Raw genomic sequence first — 11,830 nt, forward strand, 5'->3', positions numbered from 1 at the left:
GTTGATCCGCGAGCGTTTATGTGAAGCCTTTCCTCGGAGGGCTTTCGATGACGATCAGGCTTGTTCTCGCCGGCTGCGGCAATATGGGTTACGCCATGCTCTCGGGCTGGCTGAAATCCGGCAAGCTTGCACCGTCGTCCGTTTTCGTGGTCGAGCCCAATGCCGACCTGCGCCAGCGCGCGGCCGCACTCGGATGCGGAACGGCTGCCGACCCCACCGATATTCCGGCCGGTGCCGTGCCTGATCTCATCGTTATCGCCGTGAAGCCGCAGGTGATCCGCGACGTCACCGCCGCCTACAAACGTTTCGGCGATGGGCGCACCATTTTCGTCAGCATTGCCGCGGGCACGCCGGTCGCCACCTTCGAGGAAATCCTGGGCGACCGCGCGCCTGTTGTGCGCTGCATGCCCAACACGCCTGCTTCCGTCGGCAAGGGCATGATGGTGGTGTTTTCCAATCCGCTGGTTTCCGACGACACCAAGCGTTTCGTCGCCGACCTCTTGGCGGCCAGCGGCGAAGTGGCCACAATCGACGACGAGGGCCTGATGGATGCCGTGACCGCCGTCTCGGGATCTGGCCCGGCCTATATCTTCCATTTCATCGAAGCGTTGACCGTCGCCGCCGAGAAGGCGGGCCTGCCGGCGGCGACCGCCAAGCTGCTCGCCATGCAGACCGTCTATGGCGCTGCCTCGCTCGCCGCCGAAAGCGGCGAGGAGCCGGGCCTGCTACGCCAGCAGGTCACCAGCCCCAACGGCACGACGGCGGCCGCGCTGGCAGTGCTGATGGGCGAGGACCGGTTGACCAATCTCCTCACGCAAGCGGTGGAAGCGGCGCGGCTGCGGTCGATCGAACTGGGGAAATAAGGCCGTCTGGTCGCTTCAGCTTTTCGCGGCGCCGATGCGCCGCAACAAGGCTGTGAGTGTCGCGCACTGCGCCGACGTCGATAAACTGGTCGTTTCAGGTGCCCCACAGCATCTCATCCTGCAGCCGGCGCAGAGCGAACAGTCTCGTCGCCCGGTCGGGTGCGGCGTTGTCGGCCGTCAACAGCTCGCCTTTCCTCACCGGTTTCAGCACCTTGCCGCCCTCGAGCAGGCCGACCGGCACGGCACGCCGGGCGCGAGCGTCTTCGACGGTCATCGTCCAGGAGCGATAGCAGGTCTCGCCGATCGCATCGAAGCTTTCGCCGGCGGCCAGATCCCGCTTGGCGACGGCGCATACCTCGGCGACCGGCCTTGGCAGCGGCACCATGTCGGGCTTGCCGAAGAGCACGATGCGGGCCGCCGTCAGCGGCACTTCCAGCGAGGTCAAATGGTAGGGTCGGAACAGGCTGTAATAGGGACCGTGGCCGATATGCAGGTCGTCCATGCGCTCGACGATGCGCGGGTGGGTCGCCTCGACGATGACGAAGACACCGGGTGCGACACCCTTGCCGATGGTGTAGTCGACAACGCCCTTTTTCGTGAGCAGCCCGCCATGCTCGCGCGGAATGAGCACCTTGACGAGGTCGTCGCGGTCGGCCTTCGGGCCGTGCATGCCGGGCACGTCGGGCACCAGCCCGGTGGCGTTGGCGATGGCGCACATCTCGACCATGGTTTTCGAACCGTCGACGAACTCGACCAGCATGCGCGGGTTCATGTTGCGGCGGATCGCTTCCTCGCGATAGTCGTCGGGCACGGCATCGTGGTTAAGCGGGTTGTTCTTGCCCTTGCCGGCCGAGACGATGGTCAAGTCCAGTGCGGAGGCGAACTCGATCAGCTCCATGCAGCTCGAGGGCTCGTCTCCGGCGCCGACCGAATAGACGACGCCGAGGCGATCTGCCTGCTGCTTGAGATAGCAGCCGATAGTGACGTCGGCCTCGACATTCATCATCACCAGATGCTTGCCATGCTGCATCGCCATCAGGTCGAAGTCGGCGGCGACGCCGGGCTTGCCGGTGGCGTCGATGACGACGTCGATCAGCGGATTGGTGACCAGCATCTCGTTGGAGGTGATGGCGATCTTTCCCGACTCGATCGCCGCGGTGACTTTCGAAGCGGTATCGGCTTCGACGGCCATCGCTTCGTCACCATAGGCGATGCGGACCGCTTCGCGCGCCGTATGCGGACGTCTTGTCGAGACCGCGCAGACCGAAATGCCGGGCATCAGCATGCCTTGCGTGACCAGATCGGTGCCCATTTCGCCCGAACCGATGACGCCGATGCGTACCGGGCGGCCCTCGGCGGCACGGCTGGCGAGATCGCGGGCGAGCCCGGTCAAGGCGACATTGGTCATGCGGGGATGTCCACAGCTTCCTGGTTCGCGTCGGATTAGCAGGGAATAGCTCCTCCTTGCCAACGAAACTGGCCTCGGCCCGTCAATTTCCCATGAAATCGCGCAGGACAGAGGCGCTCGCCACGGTTCGGTTGGCCCAAAGACTGGGCTCCGAACTCGGCGACAAAGACCTGACGACTGCCAGTCCGCTGTGCCGGCAGCTTCTCATGATAGGAATTTTTTCTTGACTGGGTGAGGGCAACTATGCTACATATTTGCCCATGGTGCTGAGTTGCGCCAAGGGCCCGCCGCACAGGCGGGTTTTTCCGTTCAATGCTCCGTCAAGAGCGCACAGGCGAAGGCTCCGTCAGCCCGGATGCCTTGGGTTCAAAGACTTGCCAATTGACATTGCCTTGAACTGCCTCAATAAAACATTCGTTCGCCAGCGAAGGCAAATGTTCATCCCGCATCACCGAGCGGGACGCATTCCGCCTCGCGGGCAGAACGGGGAGTGCCTTTGCGCCGAGGTTGGCGGCAAAGGCGTTGGAGGTCAACGGAGCATCATTTCGAACCCGGGGGTCGGGCTCGGTGCTCCAGGGGAGGACAAATGGATACTATTCTTGCGGGCCTCAAAGGGGCCATCGACACGCTCGGCGCAACAGTGCTGCTGCCGATCGTCATTTTCATCATAGCCGTCGTTCTGGGCGCAAAGGTCAGCAAGGCTTTTCGCGCCGCGGTCACCATCGGCGTCGCCTTCATCGGCATCAACCTCGTGCTTGGCCTGATGTTCACGTCGATCGGCGACGTCGCCAAGGCCATCGTCACCAACACCGGCATTCATCGCGACATCATCGATGTCGGCTGGCCGTCGGCGGCCGCCATCGCCTTCGGCTCGTCGGTCGGCCTGTGGGTCATCCCCGTCGGCATCCTAGTCAACATCGTGCTGTTGCTGACGCGCATGACGCGCACGCTCAATGTCGACGTCTGGAACTTCTGGCACTTCGCCTTTGTCGGCTCGCTGGTCGTGGCGGCGACCGACAATCTGGCCTACGGCATCGCCATCGCGGCATTGGTCGCGGCACTGTCGCTGCTGTTCGCCGACTGGTCGGCGCGCGCAGTGCAGCAGTTCTACGGCGTGCCCGGCATTTCGGTGCCGCACCTGGCTTCCGCGCAGATCCTGCCGATCGCCATCATCCTGAACTGGATCATGGACCGCATTCCCGGCATCAACCGCATCAACATCAACACCGAGACGATCGAGCGCCGGTTCGGCGTGTTCGGCGAACCTGTCGTGCTCGGCTTGATCATCGGCCTCGTGCTCGGCGCCATCGCCTTCTACAATGCCGGCGATCTCGGCACGGTGCTCGCCAAGGTGCTGGGCACCGGCATGACCCTGGCAGCCGTCATGCTGCTTTTGCCGCGCATGGTGAAGATCCTGATGGAGGGCCTGATCCCGGTCTCCGACGCGGCGCAGGAATTCGTGCGCAAGCGCACCGGCGACCGCGAGCTTCTGGTCGGCCTGGACTCCGCCATCCTGATCGGTCATCCCGCCGCGATCTCGTCATCGCTGATCCTTGTGCCGATCGCGATCATCCTGTCGGTGATCCTGCCGGGCAACCGCGTCATCCTGTTCGCCGACTTGGCGGTCATTCCCTTCATCGTCGCCATGACCGCGCCATTGGTCAAAGGCAATGTGTTCCGCATGGTGGTGATCGGCACGGTGACGCTGGCGATCGGCTTCTACGTCGCCAACGCGCTGGCGCCGCTGTTCACAAGTGCTGCCGTCGCCTCGGGCTTCAAGCTGCCGGCAGACGCGCTGCAGATCACCTCCGTCGTCGACGGCTTCCTGTGGGTGCCCTATGTGATCATCGAGGCGATCCAGGGACTTGGCCTTACCGGCATCGTCGTGATCGCCGTGGTCATCGCGGCACTGTTCGTCCTCTATCGCCGCAACACGCTCGGCTGGGAACGGGCAGCGGGCGCCGAGGACGAGCCGGCCGAAGGCACGGCCTGAGCCTCATCACGCCTGACGTTTGAAATGATCGTGCGCCCTCCCCGGGCGCACGATTTTATCGACGGAGCAAAAACATGTCTGACGGACTCATGCAGCTTCTGGACCCCGAAGCGATCGTGCTCGGATCCGATGCCTCGACCAATGAGCAGATCATCCGCATCCTGGCCGGCCGGCTCGAGACGCTCGGCTATGTCAAGAACTCCTATGCCGACGCGGTCGTGCGTCGCGAGTTGACCATCCCGACAGGACTGCCGCTGGAGCGCCCCGACAATGTCGCGGTGCCGCACACCGATCCCGAACATGTCCTGAAGCCCGGGATCGCTTTGGGCACATTGAAGCACCCCGTCGTCTTCGCCAACATGGAAGACCCTGACGAGAAGCTGCCGGTCGGCTTCGTCTTCCTGCTTGCCATCAATGACAAGGACAAGCAGATTGAAGCGCTGCAGGCCGTCATGGCCACCATCCAGAATCCAGATGCATTGGACGGCCTGAGGTCGGCCACGACGCTAGACGACGTTCGGGCCGTGCTCGGCTGAACAAGGAGAAGCAAGAGATGTCCAGACAGAAAACAATTCTCTTTGCCTGCGGCACGGGCATAGCCACCTCGACCGCGGTCAACGTCGCCGTCACCGAGGCGATGAAGCAGCGCGGCCTGACCTTCAACGCCCAGCAGGCCAAGGCGACCGAAGTGCCGGGGCTGGCCGACAGCGTCGACTTCATCGTCGCCACGACGCCGATCTCGGCTTCGGTGACCAAGCCGGTCATCAAGGGCCTCGCCTTCCTCACCGGCATCGGCAAGGACAAGGTGCTCGACGAGATCGAGGCGCAACTGCGCAAGTAGGCCGCGGCGCGCTCGGTTTCAGGTCACCCTGACGTAGCTCGTCATGCCCGACTTCTGATGCTCGATGATGTGGCAGTGCAGCAGCCAGTCGCCGGGGTTGTCGGCGACGAAGGCGAGGCTCACCTTCTCGTTGGGCTGGATGAGATAGGTGTCGGAAACCAGCGGCTGCACGGGCCGAGTCGAGGATGACAGCACTTTGAAGCTCATGCCGTGCAAATGCATCGGATGCGATTGCGGCGTCAGGTTCTCCATGTCGATGACATAGCTCCTGCCAAGCTTCAATTCGGCCAGCGGCGCGGTCGGATCCGGCGTGTCACCCGGCCACGGCACCTTGTTGATGGCCCAGAAACTGTAGCCGAGCGAACCGCATATGCCGTCGCTCGGAATGTTCTCGGCCGTGGCGCTGAGCGCCAGCGAAATATGCTGGGCAGCGGAGAGATCGACCTCGGCCACCGGATTGGCCTCCAGCGGCGCGACATCACGAATGTCGCGCTTCAGCGAGTTGCCAGCCGCACGCAAGGTAGCCAGCACCTTGGGCTTGGTGCCCCTGACGTCCCGCAGGCTCACGACCGCGCCCTCCGCGTCCGGCATGCGGATGGCGAGTTCCATGCGCTGTCCCGGGCCAAGCAGCAAGGCATCGGGCGAAAAACGCTGCGGCACCGGATTGCCATCCTGCGCGATCACCGTCGCCTCCGCGCCGTCGACGCGAAAGGCATGGATGCGCGTCACGTCGGTGATGGCGACGCGCAGCCGCACCAGCCCGCCGGCTGGCGCGTCATAGTGCGGCTGGTCGAGCCAGTTGGCCGTGCGCACCGTGCCATAGGTGCCGGTTCTCGCGGCATCCCGCGGCCGGAACTGATCGATGAACTGGCCATCGTCGCCGAGGCGCCAGTCGCGCAGATTGAGGACGATTTCGGCATCGAATTTCGGATCACCGGGATTTTCGACCACGATGACGCCGGTCAGGCCGTGCCCCATTTGCTCCAGCGTATTGCAATGCGGGTGATACCAGAAGGTGCCGGCATCGGGCGGCGTGAAGGCGTAGTCGAAATGATCGCCGGTATAGACGTAGGGCTGGACCAGGAACGGAACGCCGTCCATCTTGTTGGGGACCCGAACGCCGTGCCAGTGGATCGTCGTCGGGTCGTCGATCGCGTTGACGAGCCGGGCGGCGAAGGGCTCGCCCTTTTTCATCCTCAGCACCGGCGGCATTCCGGCGCTGCCATAGGTCAGCACTTCCCGGGTCGGGCCGATCTCCATCAGCCTGGCCTGGATTTTGGCCGTCTGCAGCACCACCGGCTCGGGGCCGGCGGCGGCCCAGCCGCCAAGCCTCCCCATCGCGGCGAGCCCGCCCGCACCGGCAAACGCTGCCGATTTCAGAAGTCGACGGCGTGTGATCAAGGTCATGCTGCGCTCCAGCGGGAAAGCCCTCGGAATCGCCGACTTGAATCATGATCGGGCGGCCAGCGCAAATCCCGATATCGGCATTTGCGTCCCGATGAAGCCGCAACCAGCGCCGTCTGCGCGGACGGCGCTTCGCCCTGCGACTCTGATCGGGACGACGGCCGCGCCAGATCATGCTTCAAGGCACTGACCGGAGCGGACTCGCCCGGGTCGCCAATGCCGATGTTTTCAACCGTCCGATCGGGCGGGTGGGGGGCGGAAGGGCGCCAAGCGGTCGCCCGCTATGGGCCGGCGCTCGTCGCGGAGGAAAGCAAGCAGGCCGATTTGCTCCCGCCATGAAAGCACGACGGGAACCAACCTTGCGCGAAATCCTCAAATTCAGGTGCCGGGATGCGCCTTGTGTTGCCCGCCCGTGCCGGAAAGACACAAGAACGGGATGCATGGCGCTGAAATGTCCGACAGACTGGTGCTGCGAGAGAGGATTGAACTCTCGACCTCTCCCTTACCAAGGGAGTGCTCTACCACTGAGCTACCGCAGCCGCTGATGGCGGGGCTTCTGCCATATCGAACCGGCGAGCGCAAGGCCAAGTGCAAAGCATCTGTGAAAGCCTTTGCCGGATAGGTTCTGATGACATGGCCGCGCCACAATGTTGGTTATGCCTGAATAGCGGGCTGGCCGGCCGCCGGCTAGGACGGGACAATGAACGACACGACAACTCCACCGAAAAGGGGCGGCACCGGCCGCAAGGACCGCCTGGCCGAGCAGCTGCGCGCGAATCTGCTGAAACGCAAGGCGCAGTCGCGCTCGCGGCGCGCGGGAGACGCGGACAAACAGCGCACCGGCGAGGCTGACAAACATCGCGCGGGCCACATTGGCAGGCAGCACGCCGACGACGCCGACAAGCGGCGCGCCGGCGAGCCCGACGAGCCCGACAAGCGGCCGGACGGGCTCGGCGCGGCGAAGGAAATACAAAAAGATTAACTCAAATCAGCGACTCTTGGGTCGGGTACCAGGAAATCCTATTTCTTGAACCAGGCTGGCCGATGGTCTAGACGGGCCGATACTCAAACGATTGAAACCGGCTTTCGGGGCCGAGGGGATAGTCTTCATGGATCGCATCAGAATTGTCGGCGGCAACAAGCTCGCCGGAAGCATTCCGATCTCGGGCGCGAAAAACGCCGCCCTGCCGTTGATGATCGCGTCGCTTCTGACGGACGACACGCTGACGCTCGAAAACGTGCCGCATCTGGCCGATGTCGAGCAGCTGATCCGCATCCTGGGCAATCACGGCGTCGATTATTCGGTCAACGGACGCCGCGAAAAGCAGAATGAAGGCTATTCGCGTACCATCAACTTCTCCGCCCGCAACATCGTCGACACGACGGCACCCTACGAGCTGGTGTCGAAGATGCGCGCTTCGTTCTGGGTCATCGGCCCGCTGCTGGCCCGCATGGGCGAGGCCAAGGTGTCGTTGCCGGGCGGTTGCGCCATCGGCACGCGGCCGGTCGACCTGTTCCTGGAAGGCCTGCAGGCGCTGGGCGCCGACATCGACGTCGACACCGGCTATGTCATCGCCAAGACCAGGAATGGCCGCCTCGTCGGCAACCGTTATGTCTTTCCGAAAGTGTCGGTCGGCGCCACCCATGTGCTCATGATGGCGGCGTCGCTCGCCAAGGGCGAGACGGTGCTTGAAAACGCCGCCTGCGAGCCCGAGATCGTCAACCTCGCCGAATGCCTCAATGCCATGGGCGCCAAGATTTCCGGCGCCGGCACGCCAACCATCACCATCGACGGCGTCGAGGCGCTGTCGGGCGCGCGCGTGCGCGTCATCCCGGACCGCATCGAGACCGGCACCTATGCCATGGCCGTCGCCATGACCGGCGGCGACGTCGTGCTCGAAGGCGCGCGTCCCGATTTGCTGCAGACCGCGCTGGACGTGATCTCGCAGACGGGCGCCGAGATCACGCCGACCAATTCCGGCATCCGCGTCAAGCGCAACGGCAACGGCATTTCACCGGTCGACGTGACGACGGCGCCCTTCCCGGCCTTCCCCACCGATCTGCAGGCGCAGTTCATGGGCCTGATGACCATGGCCAAGGGCAAGTCGCGCATCACCGAGACGATCTTCGAAAACCGCTTCATGCATGTGCAGGAACTCGCGCGCCTGGGCGCCCACATCACACTTTCGGGCCAGACGGCGATCGTCGACGGCGTGCCGAAATTGAAGGGCGCGCCTGTCATGGCGACCGACCTTCGCGCTTCCGTTTCGCTGGTCATCGCCGGCCTTGCGGCCGAAGGCGAAACCACGGTCAACCGCGTTTATCATCTCGACCGCGGCTTCGAGCGGCTGGAGGAAAAGCTGTCCAATTGCGGCGCCGTGATCGAACGGATCTCGGCTTAGACCGATCCCCGCCCGCCTCACGGCTGCGCGGACCGGAACGACCTCCGGATTCCTGCTTGAGCATGATCTTTTCCGAAAAGCGGTTTCCACTTTTCGGGATCATGCTCTAACAGAAGGCTGAACAGTCAATTTTCAGGTGCGAAATCCGCATGAACGGCCTTAAGCTTATCGCCCTCGACGACCAGGACCTGAGCATCGTCTCCGCCCATGTCCAGGACGCCGTGATGAAAGTCTCGGACCTTGAATACCTTCCCGCGGCCAAGCGTTTCGTGCTGACCATGAACCGTTTCGTCTGGGAGGCCAAATCGGGCTTCTTTCGCCAGCACAACGAACGGCGCCAGGCCGTGCTGCATTTCGATCGGGTTCTGGGCGCCAAGACCAGCGGCATAGCCCGCGACAAGCCGGCCGAAGTGCTGTCGCTGCTGGCGATCAGCTTCATCGAGATCAGCAAGCCGGCCGGCATAGTCGAGCTGATCTTTTCGGGAGGCGGCGCAATCATGCTCGATGTCGAATGCATCGAGGCCCGCCTTGCGGATGTCGGCGGCGCGTGGGAAGCCACGTCGCGTCCCGTGCACAGGGCCTGAGCGATGGCCATCACGCTTCGCCAGTCCGACGCCGATTTCGAACAGCGTTTCGCCGCTTTCCTCACCACCAAGAGAGAAGTGTCGGCCGATGTCGACGCGGCCGTGCGCCAGATCATCGCGCGCGTGCGCGCCGACGGCGACGCCGCCCTCGTCGACTTTACCAGACGCTTCGACAGGGCCGACCTCAGGGAACTCGGCATTGCCGTGTCGAAGGACGAGATCGCCCGCGCCTATGCCGCTTGCGACCACCAGACGATCGAGGCGCTCGAATTCGCGCGCGACCGCATCCGCGCCTACCACGAGCGGCAGCGGCCGAAGGACGACCGCTTTACCGATGCCGCGGGCGTCGAGCTCGGCTGGCGCTGGACCGCGGTCGAGGCGGTCGGGCTCTACGTGCCGGGCGGCACTGCGAGCTATCCGAGTTCGGTGCTGATGAACGCCATACCGGCCAAGGTCGCCGGCGTGGAGCGCATCGTCATGGTGGTGCCGGCACCCAGTGGCGTCATCAATCCGCTTGTGCTGGTGGCGGCCGATCTTGCCGGCGTGCCGGAAATCTATCGCGTCGGCGGCGCCCAGGCGATCGCTGCCCTGGCTTATGGCACCGAGACGATCAAGCCGGTCGCCAAGATCGTCGGCCCTGGCAATGCCTATGTCGCGGCGGCCAAGCGCCAGGTGTTCGGCACCGTCGGCATCGACATGATCGCCGGCCCCTCGGAAGTGCTGGTCGTGGCCGACGGCGACAATGATCCCGACTGGATCGCCGCCGATCTCCTGGCCCAGGCCGAACATGACGCGTCGGCGCAGTCGATCCTGATCACCGACGATCCGGCCTTTGGCAAGGCGGTGGAGGAGGCGGTCGAACGGCAGCTGCCAAACCTGCCACGGGCGGAGACGGCGGCGGCGAGTTGGCGCGATTTCGGCGCGGTGATCGAGGTTGCGGCGATCGAGGCGGCGCTGCCGCTGGTCGACCGTATCGCGGCCGAGCATGTCGAACTGGCAATCGACGATGCCGAGGGTTTCCTGTCGCGGATGCACAATGCCGGTGCCGTGTTTCTCGGCCGCCATACGCCGGAAGCCATCGGCGACTATGTCGGCGGTTCCAACCACGTGCTGCCGACGGCACGCTCGGCGCGTTTCTCGTCAGGCCTTTCGGTACTCGATTTCGTCAAGCGCACCTCGATCCTGAAGCTCGGGCCCGAGCAATTGCGCGCGCTGGCGCCTGCCGCGATCGCGCTGGCCAAGGCCGAAGGGCTCGACGCGCATGGACGCTCCGTCGCCATACGGCTGAACATGTAGGCGCCATGTCGGGCTCCGATCAAACCCGGGCGAGGCTGATCGATGTCGAACTCGATGAATCGATCGGCCGTTCGACGCCCGACGTCGAGCACGAACGCGCGGTGGCGATCTTCGACCTGATCGAGGAGAACAGTTTTCAACCGGTCAACGACAGCGGCGCGGGCCCCTACCGGCTGAAGCTGTCGCTGGCCGAGTCCCGCCTGGTTTTCGCCGTGACGCGCGACGACGGTTCCGCCGTGGTGACCCATATCCTGTCGCTGACGCCGCTCAGGCGCATCGTCAAGGACTACTACATGATCTGCGAAAGCTATTACGACGCCATTCGCTCCTCGACGCCGAGCCATATCGAGGCGATCGACATGGGTCGCCGCGGCCTGCACAATGAGGGTTCGCAGACGTTGATGGACCGGCTCGCCGGCAAGATCGACATCGATTTCGACACGGCGCGCCGGCTGTTCACGCTGGTCTGCGTGCTCCATTGGCGGGGTTAACCCCTGACCGCCGGCGCACCGCCCCGTTCGATCCTGTTCCTGTGCGGCATGAATGCCGTGCGCTCGCCGATGGCCGAGCTGTTGGCGCGGCGCATGCTGCCGGCCAGCACCTTCGTCGCCTCCGCGGGCGTGCGCAGCGGCGAGCGTGACCCGTTCGTCGATGCCGTACTTGCCGAGGAAGGCCTGTCGCTGGGCGAGCGCCATCCAAGGACGATGGACGAGCTGGAAGACGACTATTTCGATCTCATCGTCACGCTCGCGCCGGAGGCGCACCATGCCGCGCTGGAGCTCACCCGCTCGCTCGCCGTTGAGGTCGAATACTGGCCGACGCCGGATCCTACCGGCGCCAGCGGCACGCGCGAGCAGATCATCGCGGCCTATCGCGATGTGCGCGAACGGCTGAAGTTGCGCATAGGCCGACGTTTTTTGCTTCCAGAAGCAAAAAACGCGACGGATTAAGCGTGTTCACAAGCCGACGATTATCATATAGGTTCCGCCGAATTTCCGGCTAGAGTCGGATGCGGTTGGGTCTCTTCGACCTGACAGCT

Annotated in this window: 11 protein-coding genes, 1 tRNA gene and 1 pseudogene; 10 read left to right on the forward strand and 3 right to left on the reverse strand. The window is 64.2% G+C overall.

The window, feature by feature from the left end:
* Nucleotides 1-47: 47 nt before the first annotated feature.
* Complete coding sequence (gene proC / locus FJ973_RS27690; RefSeq protein ID WP_140558582.1) at nucleotides 48-863, forward strand: pyrroline-5-carboxylate reductase; 816 nt, start codon at nucleotides 48-50, stop codon at nucleotides 861-863.
* Between the two features lie 94 nt (nucleotides 864-957).
* Here proC and FJ973_RS27695 read toward each other — a convergent pair whose 3' ends face one another.
* Complete coding sequence (locus FJ973_RS27695) at nucleotides 958-2,271, reverse strand: NAD(P)H-dependent oxidoreductase (protein WP_140558583.1); 1,314 nt, start codon at nucleotides 2,269-2,271, stop codon at nucleotides 958-960.
* A gap of 586 nt (nucleotides 2,272-2,857) precedes the next feature.
* On the opposite strand from FJ973_RS27695, the gene FJ973_RS27700 reads away from it, so the two are divergent.
* The 3 genes from FJ973_RS27700 to FJ973_RS27710 all read left to right on the forward strand — a co-directional run bounded on the left by FJ973_RS27700 (nucleotide 2,858) and on the right by FJ973_RS27710 (nucleotide 5,105).
* On the forward strand, nucleotides 2,858-4,264 hold the full coding sequence (locus FJ973_RS27700; RefSeq protein ID WP_140501059.1) for a PTS transporter subunit IIC: 1,407 nt from the start codon (nucleotides 2,858-2,860) through the stop codon (nucleotides 4,262-4,264).
* A 74-nt stretch (nucleotides 4,265-4,338) separates the two neighbouring features.
* Nucleotides 4,339-4,800 (forward strand): PTS sugar transporter subunit IIA, encoded by a 462-nt coding sequence (locus tag FJ973_RS27705; RefSeq protein WP_140525565.1) that lies wholly within the window; start codon nucleotides 4,339-4,341, stop codon nucleotides 4,798-4,800.
* Between the two features lie 17 nt (nucleotides 4,801-4,817).
* The gene (locus FJ973_RS27710) at nucleotides 4,818-5,105 is read left to right on the forward strand and encodes a PTS sugar transporter subunit IIB (RefSeq protein ID WP_140513359.1); all 288 of its coding nucleotides are present in this window, start codon (nucleotides 4,818-4,820) and stop codon (nucleotides 5,103-5,105) included.
* 18 nt (nucleotides 5,106-5,123) lie between these two features.
* Here FJ973_RS27710 and FJ973_RS27715 read toward each other — a convergent pair whose 3' ends face one another.
* Both FJ973_RS27715 and FJ973_RS27720 read right to left on the reverse strand, forming a co-directional pair.
* Complete coding sequence (locus tag FJ973_RS27715) at nucleotides 5,124-6,512, reverse strand: multicopper oxidase family protein (protein WP_140558585.1); 1,389 nt, start codon at nucleotides 6,510-6,512, stop codon at nucleotides 5,124-5,126.
* Nucleotides 6,513-6,973: 461 nt separating this feature from the next.
* Nucleotides 6,974-7,048, reverse strand: a tRNA-Thr gene (locus FJ973_RS27720).
* A gap of 94 nt (nucleotides 7,049-7,142) precedes the next feature.
* On the opposite strand from FJ973_RS27720, the pseudogene FJ973_RS31790 reads away from it, so the two are divergent.
* The 6 genes and pseudogenes from FJ973_RS31790 to FJ973_RS27750 all read left to right on the forward strand — a co-directional run.
* A pseudogene (locus FJ973_RS31790) lies at nucleotides 7,143-7,344 on the forward strand (hypothetical protein); the annotation flags it as partial.
* Nucleotides 7,345-7,618: 274 nt separating this feature from the next.
* Nucleotides 7,619-8,911 (forward strand): UDP-N-acetylglucosamine 1-carboxyvinyltransferase, encoded by a 1,293-nt coding sequence (gene murA, locus FJ973_RS27730; RefSeq protein WP_140558588.1) that lies wholly within the window; start codon nucleotides 7,619-7,621, stop codon nucleotides 8,909-8,911.
* Between the two features lie 149 nt (nucleotides 8,912-9,060).
* Entirely contained in the window at nucleotides 9,061-9,495 is a 435-nt protein-coding gene (locus tag FJ973_RS27735; protein ID WP_140501047.1) for a DUF2948 family protein, read from the forward strand.
* Between the two features lie 3 nt (nucleotides 9,496-9,498).
* Nucleotides 9,499-10,791, forward strand: a complete 1,293-nt coding sequence (hisD, locus tag FJ973_RS27740) for a histidinol dehydrogenase (RefSeq protein ID WP_140558590.1) — start codon at nucleotides 9,499-9,501, stop codon at nucleotides 10,789-10,791.
* A gap of 5 nt (nucleotides 10,792-10,796) precedes the next feature.
* Complete coding sequence (locus tag FJ973_RS27745) at nucleotides 10,797-11,282, forward strand: UPF0262 family protein (RefSeq protein WP_140501043.1); 486 nt, start codon at nucleotides 10,797-10,799, stop codon at nucleotides 11,280-11,282.
* A gap of 48 nt (nucleotides 11,283-11,330) precedes the next feature.
* Nucleotides 11,331-11,741: a low molecular weight phosphatase family protein gene (locus FJ973_RS27750; protein WP_140501041.1), complete on the forward strand. Its 411-nt coding sequence runs from the start codon at nucleotides 11,331-11,333 to the stop codon at nucleotides 11,739-11,741.
* Nucleotides 11,742-11,830 lie beyond the last annotated feature (89 nt).

Origin of the sequence: Mesorhizobium sp. B2-1-3 (assembly GCF_006442495.1) — a bacterium.
In the GTDB taxonomy this organism is placed as follows: Bacteria; Pseudomonadota; Alphaproteobacteria; order Rhizobiales; family Rhizobiaceae; genus Mesorhizobium.

Coding starts and splice junctions, on each gene's coding strand:
- hisD (WP_140558590.1), top strand. CDS start 9,499: ATGGCCATCACGCTTCGCCAGTCCGACGCCGATTTCGAACAGCGTTTC.
- FJ973_RS27700 (WP_140501059.1), top strand. CDS start 2,858: ATGGATACTATTCTTGCGGGCCTCAAAGGGGCCATCGACACGCTCGGC.
- FJ973_RS27735 (WP_140501047.1), top strand. CDS start 9,061: ATGAACGGCCTTAAGCTTATCGCCCTCGACGACCAGGACCTGAGCATC.
- FJ973_RS27745 (WP_140501043.1), top strand. CDS start 10,797: ATGTCGGGCTCCGATCAAACCCGGGCGAGGCTGATCGATGTCGAACTC.
- FJ973_RS27715 (WP_140558585.1), bottom strand. CDS start 6,512: ATGACCTTGATCACACGCCGTCGACTTCTGAAATCGGCAGCGTTTGCC.
- murA (WP_140558588.1), top strand. CDS start 7,619: ATGGATCGCATCAGAATTGTCGGCGGCAACAAGCTCGCCGGAAGCATT.
- FJ973_RS27695 (WP_140558583.1), bottom strand. CDS start 2,271: ATGACCAATGTCGCCTTGACCGGGCTCGCCCGCGATCTCGCCAGCCGT.
- FJ973_RS27750 (WP_140501041.1), top strand. CDS start 11,331: ATGAATGCCGTGCGCTCGCCGATGGCCGAGCTGTTGGCGCGGCGCATG.
- FJ973_RS27705 (WP_140525565.1), top strand. CDS start 4,339: ATGTCTGACGGACTCATGCAGCTTCTGGACCCCGAAGCGATCGTGCTC.
- proC (WP_140558582.1), top strand. CDS start 48: ATGACGATCAGGCTTGTTCTCGCCGGCTGCGGCAATATGGGTTACGCC.
- FJ973_RS27710 (WP_140513359.1), top strand. CDS start 4,818: ATGTCCAGACAGAAAACAATTCTCTTTGCCTGCGGCACGGGCATAGCC.